We start from the raw sequence: 17,655 nt of genomic DNA, 5'->3' as shown, positions 1-17,655 counted from the left end.
ATTATAAAAAATTAGGTCTTTCATTCCATAAACCCCAACTTAAAAGATAAAAATCAGTATCTTCTTTAAAACCGCTATTTGACCATCCAAAAATATATCCCGCATCGAAGTGATTGTTTTCGCTTTGATAAGCTGGGATTTTATTGTTATGATAAATAGCATGCCAATCAGTCGTCGCTGTGCGTTTCCAAATAGTGTAAACACCATCAGGGTTCTCTAGGTTTGTCGCGCGCTTTCGCTCAATCACAAATTCAACCACATTTCCATTATCAGCTACGTCAAAACAAATGGGAGGAGCAAAAGAATGTATTTTATTACTCTTAGTTCCGAAAGTACCATGGTCTCGTGATTTGCTTCCCAGTGCCTCGCAATATCCGATCCCAGGGGCACCACCTGAGTCGCGTGATACACCGACCGTTCCCACAATCATCGCTGCATTAGAATACTTACCCTGCCACATTGCAGAAAGTTTATTATTGGAACCCAAAAATTTACTATCTTTGCTAAAAAACTGTATGTCGTTATTCGTATTGCGAATGGCTCTCCCTTCGCCCCAGAACTTTCTATATATTGAGGTAGGAGCTTCTATGAAAATACGATTTTCAAATGCCTTTGCTACAGTCGCTGTGCTTCCTTTATCACTGATTATACGGTCACCAAATTTCCAGTTTTCTGGATTGAGAGCTGTTTCAGGTGTGATCTCAACTATCAATCTGTGATAAAAGTTTTTCGGTTGATATATTCGCATATATTCCCAAACGTGTGATTGGGGTTGTAAAATTTTATATCTTAACTCGCTTGAAGAGTCACCGTTTGGCCATTTACCTTCAAACCTGAAACGTAAACCTTGATATGGAGTATCTGGGACCTTAATAATCCCACTATGTCTGCTACCAAGTCTGACTGCGCCGTTAGTTAAGCTAATCGATTCATTTTTGTTAAAATCCCAGAATGCAATAGCTGCTGTTTTTTCAGGGACTTCACATACTTCATCGTACCCTGCAATAGCAGCCCCCCCTATTAGAAAATAACTAAGCGCAATAGAAAATTTAAGATATAAATGCATCAAATAGCCTTAATGTTCTTGTGTAAATTATTAAAAATAAAGAATAGAGATTTGCCAAAATGAAGTTGTAATTTAAGTAAATTATAATAAATAGATTTGATGACTTCAAAGAATAATCTTATGATAAAATTCCGTTCATACCTAATAATAGATAGCTGTGTATTTCCAGTTTTACCATTATCGGAAAAAGTATCAAATGAATCCGTATCTTCGTGGTAATGATAGTTGAAAAAGAGAGATACTTGCAAAGAAAACATAGGTTGTATTATTGAAACATAGGTAAAAATTTTCATATCTAAAGGTTTTTTAAAAAATATCGCTAAATATCATGTTCTTACACTTGCTCGAGTTGAGAGTGTCGGTAAGTTGATACTGATTACATTACTCTAAAATTTTTGCTGGTAACTTACAGTTATGAAACCTACCAATAAAATTTTGGTCAGGGTACGTAACATGTATCTTCATAGGTTTCAAAACCTTGTATTACACTTAGAATATTAAAACGTGCAGCCTTACAGGATTAATGGCGGTATTAAAAAATTTGTTATTTCATCGCCTATAGATTGCAAATCTTACTGAAAATATATAAATGACACTATATGTGCAGCTAGATCCAATATCAGTTAGAAGTTTTCTCTGAAAATAATGGTAAAGAGAGTAATCTCTTGTCAATTGCACATTGAATTTCGCTTCAGCAATCCGAACCATAAGTTCTCAGGGGTCTCATAGTTCTAGCTGCAGCACACTCTCCTGCCATAATAATGTTTAGGTTTTCTATGCACCTAAGCATATACTATTAAAAATTAATGCTCCCATCTATACCTTTATTTTCTTTAACGATACTACAAAGACACGATTAAATTATGGAAAATAGTTTTAAGCCACTTCGAGAAGATTGGGCTGATATAGCCAAAGCGTTTAGTATTATTTTATTAGTCTCTTGGCATGCAGAAGGATTTCACTGGTTATTTAGCTATTTACGTATGCCGCTGTTTTTTCTTGTCTCAGGCTATTTTGCTCGCTCGGCCATTTACCGTGCTGATCAGACGAAGTTTTATCGCGATAAGCTGGGTAATATGGTGTATCTCTATGTTTTATGGTCTTTCATTATTACTGTTTGCCTTTATATCTTCGCGGACAAGGGCAGGGTGGCCTACCACATGGAGAACCTGCTGCAGATTTTCTGGCAGCCTTTGCCAACGTTATGGTTTATATATGCTCTAGCGTTAGCATTTTTAATTAGTCGGATAATCCGTTCAATGCCCTTTGTGCCTGTGCTGGTTGTTTCGCTTCTTCTCTATTTCGTTGTAGAAATTAACCTCTCCGGCAATGTGGGGTTTGCTGATAAACTTGTGAAGTTATTTCCATTTTTTTGGATAGGCTTAAAATCCCAGGAACTTATCAGTAAAGCGGTAGGTAAGATCGAATCTCTGTTTCCTTTTGCGTTCGTTGTTTATTTTATTGCTGCGTGGTTTGGACAGTACCTTTCCGAACCGTATTTCGGGCCATTTTATTTTTTAGTCGCGCTGATTGGCATATTCGCCATCGCAGGTATGTCTCAATTCCTCTGCCGCTTTTCTTTTGCTGCATTGTTATCGGGTATTGGTGGAGCCACGGTTTATATTTACCTGATGCATCGCCCGGCGTTGTATTATTTTAATGGTGTAGTGAAAAAGCTAGGTTTGGACTTTGTTGGTTTGGGCGTTATCAAAGTAGCTGTAGTGGTACTGGCGTGCTATTACTTGGGCAAATGGATGCGTAACACTAAAGGTCTGCGTCACCTGCTCAGTGCACCCTGGGCAGCGCGTAAAATACGGGTTATGAAGTAATTAAAAGAACGCTGATATATCAGCGCTTTTTTGCTGCTACGATAACGGGCTACTGTACGCTAGCCACCTCTATAGATGCGCGAATACTTACATTATACTATTTACCATTAAACAGGTAGCTTAGCACAGCGACCTTTTTGATCAGTAAAACGTGAATCAGATAAGTAACCGCAAACACAATTACGCAGCTTAGTGTGAACCCTAAAAGCGCGGGCAACGCCAGCTTTACCAGAAAGACACTCAGCACCATCAGCGCCAGAAAGTGGAACAAGTAAACGGTATAGGAGGCATCTGATAACTTTGCACTTAGGTGCGAATGGTTGCCCAGAAAGCGCGAGAAAAAGTGAAAACAAAGTGAAATGCTGCACCACTGCGCCAGTATATAGGTATATTCGCTTACCACTTCATCCAGTATGCCCTGGCCTTGAGGAATCACCAACGGGAGCAACAGGGCCGCTGCGAGTATACCGCCACTTATAATCGGACTTAGCTGGGTGAATGAACGGTACAACGCTCTGTGCATTGACATGGCGTAGCCAAAGATAAAAAACACGAAGTTGTATAAAATACTGTAGGGCGCAAACACGCCGTATTTTTGTACATAAATAGGAATGCCTACTTTATTAAGAAACATGATGCCCAACGTTAAAAAGGGCAGCACAAATATCAGCGACCACAAGGGGATTTTTTTAAACACCGGCAGTGATGTAATAACATTGGTTATTTTCTGAACTATTCCGACATGATGCAATAATGCGGTAATAACAAAAAAGTAAATCAGATCAACTAAAAACCACAGATGATTAATATAACGGCCGCTTACGAAAAATTCCGTCAGCGACATATCGCGCCATCCTGTGGCGGTTAATACGTAGAACATCGCAACATTCAACGTAAAAATACATGTGACCAGTGGGATAGCGATGCGCGACAACCGGACTTTGAAAAACTTGGCGACACCATACTTTTCCAGCGTGAGATAGCAAAAGAAGCCGGATACCACAAAGAACGCGGGCATTCTGAACAGATGGATGCTATCGACCAGGTACTTCATCAAGATACTGGTATCAGGGTTGACTACTCTGAGCACTGCCTCTGGGCTATAAATTTGAGCAGAATGAATAACGATGCCAAGTATCATCAAGATCCCTCGCATGGCGTCCAGATAAAATATACGTTCTGCTTTCATAATTTGTTTACTTTTATTTGAGGCGTTTATTAATGATTAATTTCTTGCGAAATGACGTTCCACACTTCACCGTAATAATTGGCCAGCGTGTAGCGATTGGTGACATGGTGATAAGCACCCTCTGCAATCGTATTCCACTTCTCAGGGTGCGTGAGTAAATGCAGTATTGCGTCGGCTAACTCGTTAACGTCACCAGGCTGAACCAGCATCGCATTATCTGGCGACCCCACAATCTCAGGGATGCCGCCGGCTTTTGTGGTAATAAGTGGTCTGCCAGACGCCAGTGATTCTGTAACGGCACTGGGAAAAGCATCGCCCCAGGCCGACGGCATCACCAACACGTGGGCATTATGGATCTCCTGCTCCACGGAAGGAAGCTGGCCAAGAAATGCAAAATTAGGAATGCTATGTTTTTCAACCAGGGCTTTATACGCGTCGATCTCCGGGCCGTCACCTGCATATCTGACAGTAAAGGGGATAGCGGTACGCTGATTTACAATCGCCACTGCCTCAATAAGCTCTCTGATTCCTTTATGTGCAGTTGCCCTGCCACTGGTGAAAAGGGTTATTGGCTCTCCATTGACAACTGGTCTGGGCTCACTGTAAAAGCGCTTTGTTTCCACACCATTTGGCACCGTCACCAGTCGTGACGCAGGCACCTTTGCTTTATGTTGCAAGCGGTACTTTACAAAGTCAGATACGCAAATCACTTTATCAACGGTCATCGTGGGTAACCGGGAATAAAGAAACTTAGCCGTTTGCTTAACTATACTTTCCGGTTCGGGATAAAATGGGTTTGCCACAGAAACACGGCAATGCGATAGAATCTTTTTTACTCCGGCTTTTCTTAGCTTTGCATAGGCCGGCGATGTGGATGGTTGGTCAGTCAGGTATATATACTGGATATTGTACTGCTTGACGTACTCAATCAGCCGGTCAACGTTCTTAGCCTGGGATAAATCCGGGTCAAGCTGCAGTTTTTCAGCAAAACTATCAAAATAATCATTGGCTGTGCCTTCTATCTGCGCAAACGATACAAGAGGCGTCATACCGTTGTTTGCTACATTTTTTGAGATATCTTTAAAAAGGCGATAAATGTTGTGCCAGGCATAGCCGGTGTAATCTGAAAAGTTAGCGACAGCAAGAAATGCTGGTTGAGTCATAAAGCTACCTGTTTATCATATCGTTAATTCAAAACCACTCTCACCCGACGATAAAAGCAATAAGTTTTTTGCAGCCAAAAGCAATACCGGATCTACTCAATCCGCGTCAAAGATGTATACCTCACCAATTGGCGATAAACTGTGTTTCCTCTGTGCTTAGCAATTCTCGATTTGTCGTAATTAGCGCACGCATACGCTCAGGCCATTCAACGCAGGACCATCGTTGCTCGTTGGTCATAGATGTAGCATCCAGCTGATTTTGGCCGTGAAACGTACTCCCCCCGCCCTGACTGCTCATCCCCGGCGTAATATCTTTACTCAATTTAAAACGCGCCAGAAAGTCAGTTCGCCACTGCTCATCAGTTAACCATTTTTCTAGATCCCATACATGTTGTTTTGTTCTGATAAGGCTGACCAAATTAAAGGTATTCTGATCGATATTCATATCCCCACGATCGATGCCCATTTTTGCTCGCTTGATATTATATGCTAAGCGAGAGGCCATCGTAGATAACACGGAACGGGTAATGTAAATAACGTCCGAACCTTTCGGGAAATAAATACAATGTGTGTCATTGGGAACAAGATCTTCAAGGGAAATAAAAATTGTATGTGCAGCGCTAATTTTGTCTCTGTGTTTTCGAAGGTAACTTACATAGTTCAACGGCGAAACGATATTTACTTCATTAAGGTGTAGCAGTTTTTTACATGTCGACTGAAAAACCATGTAGTCGGCTTTGTCCAATACGGTAGGTTTTTGCAACACCGCATTAGCGAACCAGTTAATACAAACGTGGTTTCCACTGCGCCTTAAGCCTGAGAACACAAAAATAGTCTTGTTTCTTAAGGTAAAGCGGATGTATTTCTTTAATATCCACAGATAGACTTTGGTTAATAATGTCAACATGTATGTGTTCCTAAACAAAACATCCTATTTTCTAAGCGCCTTGTTGATGACTGCCTTGACCATAAGCTTTCTGTAAGCGCTGTTGCTCACCAATGAACTGGCCATTGCTCTGTACTGTTTTTTTTGTCTGTGGGAGTTCAGCAAAATTGACGCATTGAGTCGTTTTAGCGCAGTAGCTCTTTGTTTTAATAACGATACGAGCCTGTCATCGTTTTTAACACTAGACTGATGGCATAGTTTGAGCGTCTCATCTGCCATTTTCGGGTAATCTGGGATTGTCTGACTAAAACCCGAGTCACGGGTAGTATAAAGATAAAGGGGGGCTTTTAAGACTACCAATTTTGCATCGCACAACAGCAAGTTAACCAGCAGTGAAAAATCTTCTCCATGACGAATATCAGTAGGGTAACGCAACTGATTCTGACGTAGAAAAGACGTGCTGAATACAGGTTGTAATAAGCCATAGTCGGCTTCTTCTGAGTAAGGGCGGGCCCCCTTTACAAAATCATATTTATTGACTTCTTTGACTTTTTCAGATTGAGCTAAACCTTTTGCAAGTGGCTCACCCCGGGCTATATCATACCAATAGAAGTTAGTGGCATAGACGTGGGCCGGGTATAATTCAATTGCATTAACAATGCTGTCAATGAAGGAAGATTCGATAGCATCATCGGCATCTAATATGGCCAGATAATCACCGGTTGCAACGTCCAGCCCTATGTTTCGTGCTGCCGCAGGGCCACTATTCACTGCTAAATGATGTACGCTGACTAATTCGCTTTTACGCGCAAATCTGTCCAAAACATCAGCGGTATCATCAGTTGAGGCATCGTTTACAATGATGATCTCATGAGGTAGTACTGTTTGGGCCAAAGCACTTTCAATTGCTCTGGCAATAAACTCCTGGGCATTATAAGCCGCAATTAAAATACTCACCGTAGGCAACGTATAGTCCTTCTTACCTGAGTTATAGCGTTAGGTAGTGCTGTTACAATGGTGACAGCACAAGTCAATAGTGATAAGTCTCTTCGCTAGAAAATTACATTTTCGCTTCAATATCGGCTTTGGTATCCAGCAGCGTTTGATTACGTGGAGACTTATCAAGCGCTTCCCTAATAACGTTATAGGCTCTATCCAGCTGGTTTTGTTCACCCAATAGCCATGCAAGATTGTTCATAGCAACCCAATTATCAGGATTTTCATCAACCAACGACTGGTAATAGTTTATGGCCTTTTGGGGTTGCGTCTTCGCCATTACGCCGGCTAACAACATTTTTACCTGGGGATCATTGTGTTTTTCAACATGCTCAACAAGCATTTGCACGCCATCATCTGATTGTCCATTTGCTTCCAATGTCTGATAGTAATACTGAGCGGTACTTGCAATTGGACTTGCTTCATATGAACGACGTAACTGGTCTACGGCTTTCTCTGTCTCGCCCAAAGCTAGATTTGTGCGTCCTTCAAGCTGCAGGTATTCTGAACTAGCACGACCTTCCTCTGTCACCTCGGCAAGTGCAGCTTTGGCATTGCTTGCAGCGTTTTTGCCTAAATACAGTCGTGCTTTGGTCAGTGAGGATGCATTGCTTATCTGTGGGCTGGCACTTTGTACCGTCTGTAATGTATTAAGTGCTTTATTAATTTGTTTATTCATTGCATAAGCTTTAGCAAGTGCGAGCCGTACCTGGTCGCCTCCCTGATTATCTCTCAGCATGCTCTGTAATTTATCAATTGCTGGTTTAGGTTGATTGGTTTGCAAGTAAGCGTCGCTTATCAGGTAATTTGCCATCGTCCGGTCAATATTGTTAAACGCTGCGCCCTGTCCAATTTTGATTACGGCGGGGTAATTACTTGCTAAATAGTTTGCGTAAAGGCGTGTAAAGCTGCTCACCTGGGCGTTGCTCGATAGATTTTCAACAAGCTCACTGAGATCTTTTTCCAAAGCGGCTGCGCTCTTAAAACGACCTAGAATTGCATTTCGATTATTAGGAGCTTGCTCAATAACTTGCGTGAACAGCTTGTTGGCTTGCGCGTAATTTCCGCTGTTAAAAGCCTTGGCTGCTTTAAAGTTGAGTGCTACCGCGTTGTCAGGTTGAAGCTCTAAAACTTTTGCATAAATCTCAGGCAACTTATCCGGGTTGCCTAAATACTTTTCAAGCTCGGCTGATAACAGATAGTTCTGCACATTGTCCGGTTGTTGTTCTGTCCATTCGTTCAAAAGTCGACGGGCACCTTCCGTATCACCAGATGAAGCTTTCATAGACAATAAAAGTGTTTTCGACTGGGCCGAGTTGGCATTATCGTTGACGGATAATATAGCTTTGCTGGCATCTTCAATTAACTTAGTTCCAGACTCATCGCCGGCAAGCGCTTTTAACATGCCCAGCTGTTGTCGTTTCCGATCACTGTCCAGCGTTGATTCGTCCACAGCATCCATTATTTTACGGGCTTCTTGTTTCTTACCACTTTCCAACAAGCTAAAACTTGTATTAACCGCCAGGTTTGCATTTTGAGCTGTTATCTGGGGGTTGCTTGAAAGTACCTCAAATGCTTCGGAAGACGAACCAACCTGTAATTTTGCAGCGACATACATTTGTTTGGCTGGATGGTCGGCGGGAACCTCGTTCACTATGCGGCCCAGGTTCTGTATTGCTCTTTCGTAATTATCTGTCCTGAAATTTGTCAGCCCGGCGATATAAAACGTAAGAGGCGAACTCATACCATTTGCCATTGCACGCTCAATCAGCGTATTTGCTTTAACAAAATCTTTCTGAGAAATTGCAATCAATGCTTTTTGTTGATTAGCAAGAGGTTGATTTTTCACTCGCTTTAGAATGGCATCAACATGAGGTGTGGCATTTTCAAATTCGCCTAATTTGATATAAGTCTGCGCTAAATTAAGGTTTAACCTTAAATATAGAGGTTTTTCCTCCAAAGCGCGTTCATAAGCGTCTTTAGCAAGCTTAAAATTCTGTAAACGATAGGCGATCTCGCCGACCAACGAGGTTATTAAAAAGTCATCTTTAAATTGCTGGTTAGCTCGCTCGATAACAACCGTGTTTTCGGTATCACGATTGATAAAATATGTATCAATCAATTCGCTTAGCATTTTGATGGCCGGATCATTGATTGCAAGGGCTTTTTCAAAAAGAGCTTCTGCCTCACTTTGTTGATTATTACGTGCTGCTACCAAGCCTGCAATCGCTTGTGCTTTGGCTAACTGCTCAGCGGATAAGTCATTTTGATAGTCTTGAAGGATAGTATCCACCTGGTCTAATTTATCGCTAAAATAGAGAGCAGTAAAATAGCTATCCGAGAAGTCTGACAGCCTGCTGCCCATCTGAAGCGCTTTTTCAAAGGTGGTGACGGCGCTTTCCATATCACCTGACGCGAAGTAGGATTCCGCCAGGAGGGAGCGAGCCTGGGTATTAGAAGGAGAGGATTGTAAAACACTACGTAAAGTTACTACCGCTTCCTGGTAATTCTCCGATTCCAAAGCCTTAGTGGCGGTTGCGAGTCGTTCTTCATCAGAAGGTTGACTACAACCCATCAACAGCCCAAGCGAGATTACACCGATAGCGCCAGTCTTTAAAAATGTTTTATCCATAACCTACTACTAACCTATTATAAAGTGATGGTCTACTGTAAGCCTAATACTTACAAAAAGAAAGGTTACGAAGAATGTCTCAAGGCGGTTTAACGCAACAAAAAATAAACTATGTACAAAGTCGCTGGAAAAGCCGTTTTCTCAGGATTTTCGATAAACCAGTGGGGGTTATACAAAAAAGGCGGCCAATGGCCGCCTTTTGAACTATCAATTAATGATTAAGATTTGCGACGACCTGTTGCGCCAAGACCTAACAAACCAAGACCTAAAACAGCCAGGGTTGAAGGCTCTGGTACATCAACAAACTGAGCGCTTACATCACCACGGGTAATTTGCTCACCACTTGTGTTAAATGTATCGAAGTCACCGTTGACTGTCACCATCATAGAAAACGGCATAGGCGAAACAAAGTATTGGTCACCTTCAGCTGTTAGTGAAAAATCCATGAAATCAAAGTCAAAAGCAGTAACGGTCTTGCCGTTTATAGTAGTGCTTGTACCAAGATTTTCACCGATCATATCCGACATACCTAAAAGCACGTCATCACCAGTGTTAGAGATCGAATCAATGTCGTCTTCAACAGCCAGGCCGGTATCGTTGTTTCTGTCTAAGAAAATTTGGAAACCACCAGTGTTGCCTTCGAAGAATTCAACATTGCCCTGAGTACCAGTAGTACCTTCTGCTTGGAACGTTGCATACAAAGAGTATTCGTTATTCAGACCAGAGTTCAGTGAATTGTTACCACTAAAGAACTGACCAAATGTAGCAAATGCTGAAGCAGTAAAGTTGCCTGCACCATCGAAAGTAAGACGTTCTACATACCCGCCATTGATTTTATCAGCAACAACAGTTGAACCGTTACCTGATGCATAGCTCTCATCGACAGTAAATTCAACGAAATCTGCATAGCTTGAGAAAGAAGCCGCTAAACCAGTTGTTAGCGCTAAAGATTTTACCAAGTTTTTAATTTTCATAACCATCTCCATATTCCAATAAATGAGCTGAGTAACTCATGTAAGATAGTATGCAGCTGTGATGCCAGCTTTTTAAGTCACTGAAATAGACCAAGAATAGTTGCGTGAAGCTAAGTGAATAATTGACACTGTAAAAAAAACTGACAATCAACTGGCCTTTTATTGAGCAGATTTGGAGGGCGGGCCACCATAATTAATAGAGTAGGCTTGTATAAGTGAGAAAATCACTTAATTTAACAAGGCGACCAGACGGTCGCCTTAAACAGTTAATATATCTAATAATTACGCTTTACGGCGACTAGAAGCACCAAGACCTAACAAACCAAGACCTAAAACAGCCAGCGTTGAAGGCTCAGGTACGTCGTAGAACTGCGCACTTACGTCACCACGAATGATCTGCTCTCCAGATTGTGAAAAGGTATCAAAGTCTCCATTCACATTAACCATCATTGAGAATGGTTGGGGGGACACAAAATATTGGTCGCCATCGGCAGTAAGTGAAAAATCCAGAAAGTCGAAATCAAATGCTGTCACCGTTTTGCCCTCGACCGTCGAGCTTGTTGCCAGGTTCTCGCCAATCATCTCAGACATCCCCAGCAACACGTCATCACCCGTGTTAGAAATCGAATCAATATCATCTTCTACGGCCAGGCCAGTATCATTGTTTCTGTCAAGAAAGATTTGGAAGCCACCCGTATCACCAACAAAAAATTCAACATTACCTTGTGAGCCAGCGGTACCTTGCGCTTCGAAAGTAGCATACAGTGAGTACGTACTGTTTAAGCCAGAGTTCAAAGAATTGCTGCCGTTGAAAAATTGGCCGAATGTAGCAAACGCAGACGCTGTGAAATTACCGGCACCATCAAAAGTAATGCGCTCTACATAACCACCATTAATTTTATCAGCAACTACTGTAGAACCAGAACCTGCAGCATAATTTTCGTCTACAGTGAAGTCTACAAAATCTGCGTGACTGGAAAAAGACGCAGCGATACCAGCTGTGAGAGCTAATGACTTTACTAGTTTATTTATTTTCATATTTTATCTCCATATTCCAATTTGAGCGGCTGAGTGGACCGCAGATGTGACTGAGTAGGCCACATTAGGGAATAAGCATTTGTAATGCCAACTTTTTAAGCTGTTGATTTCAAATGTTTATATGTTGCTGATGAAAAGTGTCAAATAAAATCGTAAAAAATCCTGACAATTGCTAATTTACTAACTTTTGCATTAGTTTTGTTGGAGGCTCAGGTTTATGGCACTTATCTTATGAGTCTTAGACCGACTCAATAATTTTGTAAAACCTGGTGGCGATGCTGCATGACGTGTGATACAGCCGAAGGCGGGTTAGAGCAGACCAAAAAAGGTGAAAGGACATCTTCAGGAGAAGGGGGGGGCATATCAACAATACCATCATAGCTTCGAATATAAGCAATCATTGATGATAATCCCATTCGATGAGAGTTTGTAGCCTAATTAGCAATAAAAAAGGCGACCTGATGGTCGCCTCAATAATGAATATACCTAATAATTACGCTTTACGGCGGCTAGAGGCACCAAGACCTAGTAGGCCAATACCTAAAACAGCTAGCGTTGAAGGCTCTGGTACGTCGTAGAACTGTGCACTTACGTCACCACGAGTAATCTGCTCACCAGTTTGCGCGAACGAATCAAAATCACCGTTCACATTAACCATCATGGAGAATGGTCTAGGTGAAACGAAATACTGGTCACCTTCACTTGTCAAAGAAAAATCCAGGAAGTCAAAGTCAAACGCAGTAACTGTTTTGCCATTGATTGTGGTGCTGGTACCCAAATTTTCACCAATCATGTCAGACATACCCAACAGTACATCGTCGCCTGTGTTAGAGACAGAATCGACATCATTTTCATCAGACAGACCAGTATCGTTGTTTCTATCTAAGAAGATCTGGAAGCCGCCAGTATCACCAACGAAAAATTCAACATTTCCTTGTGAATCAGCAGTACCTTGCGCTTCGAATGTTGCATACAATGAATAGGTGTTGTTAAGACCAGTATTCAAAGAGTTACTACCGTTGAAGAATTGACCGAACGTGGCAAACGCAGATGCTGTGAAGTTACCGGCCCCGTCAAAGGTTATACGTTCTACATAGCCACCGTTAATTTTATCAGCAACTACCATAGAGCCTGAGCCCGCAGCATAACTTTCATCAACAGTGAACTCTACAAAGTCTGCATAGCTTGAGAAAGACGCAGCAATACCAGCTGTTAATGCTAAAGATTTTACCAATTTATTCATTTTCATATTTATATCTCCATATTCCAATTTGAGCGGCTGAGTAGCCCGCGGATGTGACTGAGTAGGTCACTTGAATTGATGTATGCATCATCAGTGCCAATTTTACAAGTTATTGTTATTGATAGCTATTTTATTTTGATTAGAAGGGTTGAGTTACTTGGTCGTAAAGTTTCCTGACACACACATCATTGCAAACTTTTATTGTAGGGGAAGCAAGATAAGTTAATAAGAGTATCTGCTCGAGCAAATATAAATTTGATTACAGTGTCAGGCATCTCACTCAAAGAAAACCGCCAAAACACCTCAATTATTTTATGGTTCCAGCTGAAGTTTGTTTGTCAGCAACTCGTGCCGACAAAATTGTTTGAACCTGTTTAAAGTAGTGGTTCGACCAGCGCTTATTTGTTTAATTTGCAGTGTTAATTACCCCAAATATATCTTACGCACTCAGTGTCTTTTGGTAGTAAAAAAGGCGGCCAAATGGCCACCTTTATAATGTCATGTGATTAACAGTTAAGCTTTACGACGGCTGGACGCGCCCAAGCCCAACAACCCAAGACCCAATATTGCCAGTGTTGAAGGTTCTGGCACTTCATAAAATACGGCGTCTAAGTCGCCACGGATAATTTGTTCGTTACCCTGACCAAACTCATCGAAATCACCCGTTACATTAACCGCCATTGAGAATGGTTCAGGCGATACAAAGTACTGGTCACCCTCAGCTGTTAATGAGAAATTCCAAAAATCAAAATTGAATGCTGTTACTGTTCTATTACCAATGGTGCTACTTGTTGCCACATTGGGGCCTAAAACATCAGCGCCGCCTAACAAAATATCGTCACCGGTGTTTATAACTGAATCAATATCGTCATTCGCTGATAAGCGAGTGTTGTTGTTTCTGTCTAAGAAGAGCTGAAAACCGCCGGTCTCACCAATCAAAAACTGCGTGTTATCATCCTGGCCGGTGTAACCCTGCGCTTCAAACGTTGCGTAAAGTGAGTAGGTGTTGTTTAGACCGATGTCGCTCCCTTTCAATGATGTAGTTCCATTGTAAAGCAAGCCGAAGGTAGCAAAGGCATTCGCAGTAAAGTTACCAGCTGCATCAAAGGTAAGGCGTTCTACATACCCGCCATTAATTTTATCAGCAACGATAATTTTGCCGTTGCCACCAGATGCGTAATTTTCATCGATTGAAAATTCAACAAAGTCTGCATGACTAGAAAAAGATGCCGCGATACCCGCAGTTAGTGCGATGGACTTTACCAAGTGTTTAATTTGCATGATTACTTCCAGTTATCTGTAAACTTTAAAACGCTTTCATCTTTGAAAGCAAAAGGTACAAATGATGTAGCACCTATCATGCCAAAACAATAAGATATTGATTTTACGGTGTTTGTTGTTTTTATTGGGGTAATGAAATAGTACTATGTAAAAATTCCTGACGAATAAATGCTTAATTATCCGCCACAATTTTTGCTGCAATTTTAAATTTCAGGCGTTGCAAAGGCCCGCGGTTACCTTTGGGGCACCAGGTACGGGTAAGCTTATTGCGGTAGGCGTCAAAGTGCAGCCCGTAAGGCGCGGTGAGCACTTCACCGCGCTTAAGCAGGATCTTCAGCGCGTAGGTTTCAGCCATACCGGCACACAGGTTCACTGCCATGCCGGTTGATGGTCCGCGGCGCTCTTTAAAGCTGACGGCCGAATCATCCATGAGGTAATTACGCTGTAACATCGCCGGCGAAAGACCGATAAGAAACTGAATGAGCTGGCTTTCTTCGTCGGCTTTATCCTCAAACCGGAAATATTCCTCAAAGGTCATCTTGCCGGGCATAAAACACAGCAGCGCGCAGCCCATACCCAGCGGGGCGGCAGTAACCACCGGAATATTCTTTTCATAGCACTTCTGAAAAACCAGCTTGCGGGCGGCAAGGGCAAAAAAATCCAGGCTATCTATATAAAGGTCGACATCCTGCAGAAAATCATCCACATTGTGCTCATTAACACCATCGCCAAAATCGCGGATATCCATCTCAGGGTTGATGTCTTTTAGCATGTTGTGCATCACCTGCATTTTGTTTTCACCTACCGTAGATAAAAACGCGCCAGCTTGCCGGTTAAAATTATGCACATCGTATTCGTCAAAGTCTGACAAATTCACTTTTCCTATGCCAAGGCGGGCCAGGGTAAGCGCGTGCAGACTCCCCACGCCGCCGCAGCCGGCAATAGCAACCCGTTTTTGCCGTAACTGGGCCTGTTCATCGTGGGTTACCCAGCCGATGTTTCTGGAAAATGCGGTATCGTAATCAAACACTGCTTAATCTCTCTTACTTTTACGCGTTAACGCTGGTTCGCCTGTGGTACATGAAGCCTGTAATTTCATTCCAGAGTATAGAACAGAGGCATCAGTATGATAGTGCTCAGGATGATATTGATGCATACTATTATATACACAGGCAATATAAAATAAGTGCCGTAAAAGGATTTCATTTTTAAAGGTGGTAACAATGCGTTTGAGAGGCGGCCTGCTGGTTGTTTTAGCGGTTATGATGGTAAGCAAGGTTTATGCAGCTTCACTGGCTGATACCGTCAGTCAGGTTAAGCCCTCCGTGGTGGGCATAGGGTTAGTGGCGCCACTGGCCACGGTAAGTCATCAGTTAAAGGGTACCGGCTTTGTGATTGGCAATGGCCAGTATGTGGTAACCAATACTCATGTTATCGATATGCAGGTGCCGGATGATGTGAAATATCAGCGCACCGTTTTCGTCGGCCATGGAAAAAAGGGCGATATACTGCCCGTGCAGGCAGTATATAAAGATGAGGAGCATGACATTGCCATCCTGAAAATTGGCAAAACGCTGCCAGCGCTGCCCCTGTATCGTGACGGCACGCCCGTTAATGACGGCACCCGCATCGCCGTTACCGGCTTTCCCATCGGTGGTGTACTGGGGCTGTATCCGGCTACTCATGCCGGCATTGTGGCGGCTTTCACGCCCAATATTATCGCGGCTAAAAACAGCACGCAGATATCTGAACAATTCATGCAACGTTTGCGTAATCCTTTTATGGTATATCAGCTGGATATTGTTGCCTATCCGGGTAACAGTGGCAGCCCGGTGTACCGGGCCGACACCCGTGAAGTGTTTGCAGTGATTAATAAAGTATTTGTAAAAGAAACCAAAGAGTCGGCTATCACCCGCCCCAGTGGAATTACCTATGCCATTCCGGCCAGCCACATTATTGCGCTGGCCCGTAAGCATAACATTCCGTTGCAGTAGGCCTGGTCTGCAGGCAAGATAGTCGTTTTCATGCTAAACAAGATGTGCAAACATCATTACAAAAAATGAGCGTTGTAATTGTATGTCAGTAGAATTTAACAAAATTGCCGTCATTGGCCTGGGTTATGTAGGTTTACCTCTGGCTGTGGCGTTTGGACGTTATCGTCCTACCGTAGGCTTTGATATTAACTCGCAACGGGTTAAAGAGTTACAGGGAAACAAAGATCACACACTGGAAGTCACCCCGGATGAGTTAAAAGCCGCGTCTCAGCTAAGCTTTACTGACGACACATCTGCTTTGTCGGGTTGCGATGTCATCATCGTAACGGTGCCCACTCCCATCGACAGCAACAAGCAGCCGGACATGACACCGCTGCATAAAGCCAGCGAGATGATTGGTGAGGTCATTTCGGCCAATACTGTGGTGATATATGAATCCACCGTGTATCCGGGCGCCACGGAAGAATACTGCATCCCGCTGATCGAGAAAAAATCCGGCCTGACCTTTAATAAGGATTTCTTTGCTGGCTACAGTCCCGAGCGAATCAATCCGGGCGATAAACAGCACCGGCTGGAATCTATTGTAAAAGTCACCGCTGGCAGCACGCCGGAGATCGCAGATAAGGTAGATGCGCTGTATCGTGAGATCATTACCGCCGGCACCCACCGTGCTTCCTCCATTAAAGTGGCTGAAGCTGCCAAGGTAATTGAAAATACCCAGCGGGACCTGAATATCGCGTTAATCAATGAGCTGGCGATGATTTTTGCCAAAGCCGGTATTGATACAGAAGAAGTATTAGAAGCGGCAGGCAGCAAATGGAACTTCCTGCCATTTCGCCCAGGCCTGGTGGGGGGCCACTGCATTGGTGTTGACCCGTACTATCTTACCCATAAAGCTGAAGAGCTTGGTCACCACCCGGATGTCATTCTGGCCGGTCGGCGCATCAACGATAGAATGGGCGAATATGTGGTGTCCCGGCTGGTTAAAACCATGCTGAAAAAGCAGATTATGGTCAACGGCGGCAATGTGTTGCTGCTGGGTATCACCTTTAAGGAAAACTGCCCGGATATCCGCAATACCAAGGTGGTGGATATTGCTACGGAACTGAGCGAATACAACGTTAACCTGGATATTTACGATCCGTGGGCTGACCCGGAAGAGGTTTTGCATGAGTACGGCCTGACACTGGCAGACAAGCCTGAGCAGGGTAAGTACGATGCCATCATCGGTGCGGTAGCGCATAACCAGTTCAAAGTCTGGTCGAAAGAAGATTTACGTAGCTTCTGCAAAGACGATGCGGTAATTTTTGATTTGAAATACATGTTTGATAAATCTGGCGTAGATATACGCTTATAAGGAAACG

14 protein-coding genes are annotated in these 17,655 nt (G+C 42.9%); 3 read left to right on the top strand and 11 right to left on the bottom strand.

From position 1 onward, the window contains the following. Position 1: 1 nt before the first annotated feature. Entirely contained in the window at positions 2-1,066 is a 1,065-nt protein-coding gene (locus F458_RS0109105; RefSeq protein WP_018983099.1) for a hypothetical protein, read from the bottom strand. An 863-nt stretch (positions 1,067-1,929) separates the two neighbouring features. Between F458_RS0109105 and F458_RS0109095 the strand changes: the two genes are divergently transcribed. After that, positions 1,930-2,895, top strand: coding sequence for an acyltransferase family protein (locus F458_RS0109095; RefSeq protein ID WP_018983097.1), 966 nt, complete (start codon positions 1,930-1,932; stop codon positions 2,893-2,895). Positions 2,896-2,992: 97 nt separating this feature from the next. On the opposite strand, the gene F458_RS0109090 is transcribed toward F458_RS0109095, so the two are convergent. From F458_RS0109090 to F458_RS0109040, 10 genes are all read right to left on the bottom strand, one after another. Beyond that, on the bottom strand, positions 2,993-4,084 hold the full coding sequence (locus F458_RS0109090; RefSeq protein ID WP_018983096.1) for an acyltransferase family protein: 1,092 nt from the start codon (positions 4,082-4,084) through the stop codon (positions 2,993-2,995). Between the two features lie 29 nt (positions 4,085-4,113). Beyond that, complete coding sequence (locus F458_RS0109085) at positions 4,114-5,247, bottom strand: glycosyltransferase family 4 protein (protein WP_018983095.1); 1,134 nt, start codon at positions 5,245-5,247, stop codon at positions 4,114-4,116. Positions 5,248-5,368: 121 nt separating this feature from the next. Beyond that, positions 5,369-6,154, bottom strand: coding sequence for a hypothetical protein (locus F458_RS0109080; RefSeq protein ID WP_018983094.1), 786 nt, complete (start codon positions 6,152-6,154; stop codon positions 5,369-5,371). A gap of 24 nt (positions 6,155-6,178) precedes the next feature. After that, positions 6,179-7,090, bottom strand: a complete 912-nt coding sequence (locus F458_RS0109075; protein ID WP_018983093.1) for a glycosyltransferase family 2 protein — start codon at positions 7,088-7,090, stop codon at positions 6,179-6,181. A 103-nt stretch (positions 7,091-7,193) separates the two neighbouring features. Further along, positions 7,194-9,761 (bottom strand): XrtA/PEP-CTERM system TPR-repeat protein PrsT, encoded by a 2,568-nt coding sequence (gene prsT, locus F458_RS0109070; RefSeq protein WP_018983092.1) that lies wholly within the window; start codon positions 9,759-9,761, stop codon positions 7,194-7,196. A gap of 218 nt (positions 9,762-9,979) precedes the next feature. Next, entirely contained in the window at positions 9,980-10,735 is a 756-nt protein-coding gene (gene pepA / locus F458_RS0109065; protein ID WP_018983090.1) for a flocculation-associated PEP-CTERM protein PepA, read from the bottom strand. Between the two features lie 282 nt (positions 10,736-11,017). Continuing rightward, complete coding sequence (pepA, locus tag F458_RS0109060; RefSeq protein ID WP_018983089.1) at positions 11,018-11,773, bottom strand: flocculation-associated PEP-CTERM protein PepA; 756 nt, start codon at positions 11,771-11,773, stop codon at positions 11,018-11,020. A 493-nt stretch (positions 11,774-12,266) separates the two neighbouring features. Beyond that, entirely contained in the window at positions 12,267-13,022 is a 756-nt protein-coding gene (pepA, locus tag F458_RS0109050) for a flocculation-associated PEP-CTERM protein PepA (protein WP_018983087.1), read from the bottom strand. Positions 13,023-13,529: 507 nt separating this feature from the next. Beyond that, positions 13,530-14,297, bottom strand: a complete 768-nt coding sequence (gene pepA, locus F458_RS0109045; RefSeq protein ID WP_018983086.1) for a flocculation-associated PEP-CTERM protein PepA — start codon at positions 14,295-14,297, stop codon at positions 13,530-13,532. 172 nt (positions 14,298-14,469) lie between these two features. Then, positions 14,470-15,327, bottom strand: a complete 858-nt coding sequence (locus F458_RS0109040) for a ThiF family adenylyltransferase (RefSeq protein ID WP_018983085.1) — start codon at positions 15,325-15,327, stop codon at positions 14,470-14,472. Positions 15,328-15,520: 193 nt separating this feature from the next. Between F458_RS0109040 and F458_RS0109035 the strand changes: the two genes are divergently transcribed. Both F458_RS0109035 and tviB read left to right on the top strand, forming a co-directional pair. Continuing rightward, entirely contained in the window at positions 15,521-16,291 is a 771-nt protein-coding gene (locus tag F458_RS0109035) for a S1 family peptidase (protein WP_018983084.1), read from the top strand. A gap of 82 nt (positions 16,292-16,373) precedes the next feature. After that, positions 16,374-17,648 (top strand): Vi polysaccharide biosynthesis UDP-N-acetylglucosamine C-6 dehydrogenase TviB, encoded by a 1,275-nt coding sequence (tviB, locus tag F458_RS0109030; RefSeq protein ID WP_018983083.1) that lies wholly within the window; start codon positions 16,374-16,376, stop codon positions 17,646-17,648. Positions 17,649-17,655: the final 7 nt, after the last annotated feature.

It is taken from the genome of Salinimonas chungwhensis DSM 16280 (assembly GCF_000378185.1).
Lineage (GTDB): Bacteria > Pseudomonadota > Gammaproteobacteria > Enterobacterales > Alteromonadaceae > Alteromonas > Alteromonas chungwhensis.
Note: the sequence above shows the minus strand (reverse complement) of the source record. Positions and strands in the feature narration are given on the sequence as shown.

Excerpts from the sequence above, each read along its gene's own strand:
- pepA (WP_018983089.1), bottom strand. The coding sequence starts at position 11,773 with ATGAAAATAAATAAACTAGTAAAGTCATTAGCTCTCACAGCTGGTATC.
- tviB (WP_018983083.1), top strand. The coding sequence starts at position 16,374 with ATGTCAGTAGAATTTAACAAAATTGCCGTCATTGGCCTGGGTTATGTA.
- F458_RS0109080 (WP_018983094.1), bottom strand. The coding sequence starts at position 6,154 with ATGTTGACATTATTAACCAAAGTCTATCTGTGGATATTAAAGAAATAC.
- F458_RS0109095 (WP_018983097.1), top strand. The coding sequence starts at position 1,930 with ATGGAAAATAGTTTTAAGCCACTTCGAGAAGATTGGGCTGATATAGCC.
- prsT (WP_018983092.1), bottom strand. The coding sequence starts at position 9,761 with ATGGATAAAACATTTTTAAAGACTGGCGCTATCGGTGTAATCTCGCTT.
- pepA (WP_018983086.1), bottom strand. The coding sequence starts at position 14,297 with ATGCAAATTAAACACTTGGTAAAGTCCATCGCACTAACTGCGGGTATC.
- F458_RS0109105 (WP_018983099.1), bottom strand. The coding sequence starts at position 1,066 with ATGCATTTATATCTTAAATTTTCTATTGCGCTTAGTTATTTTCTAATA.
- pepA (WP_018983090.1), bottom strand. The coding sequence starts at position 10,735 with ATGAAAATTAAAAACTTGGTAAAATCTTTAGCGCTAACAACTGGTTTA.
- pepA (WP_018983087.1), bottom strand. The coding sequence starts at position 13,022 with ATGAAAATGAATAAATTGGTAAAATCTTTAGCATTAACAGCTGGTATT.
- F458_RS0109085 (WP_018983095.1), bottom strand. The coding sequence starts at position 5,247 with ATGACTCAACCAGCATTTCTTGCTGTCGCTAACTTTTCAGATTACACC.
- F458_RS0109035 (WP_018983084.1), top strand. The coding sequence starts at position 15,521 with ATGCGTTTGAGAGGCGGCCTGCTGGTTGTTTTAGCGGTTATGATGGTA.
- F458_RS0109090 (WP_018983096.1), bottom strand. The coding sequence starts at position 4,084 with ATGAAAGCAGAACGTATATTTTATCTGGACGCCATGCGAGGGATCTTG.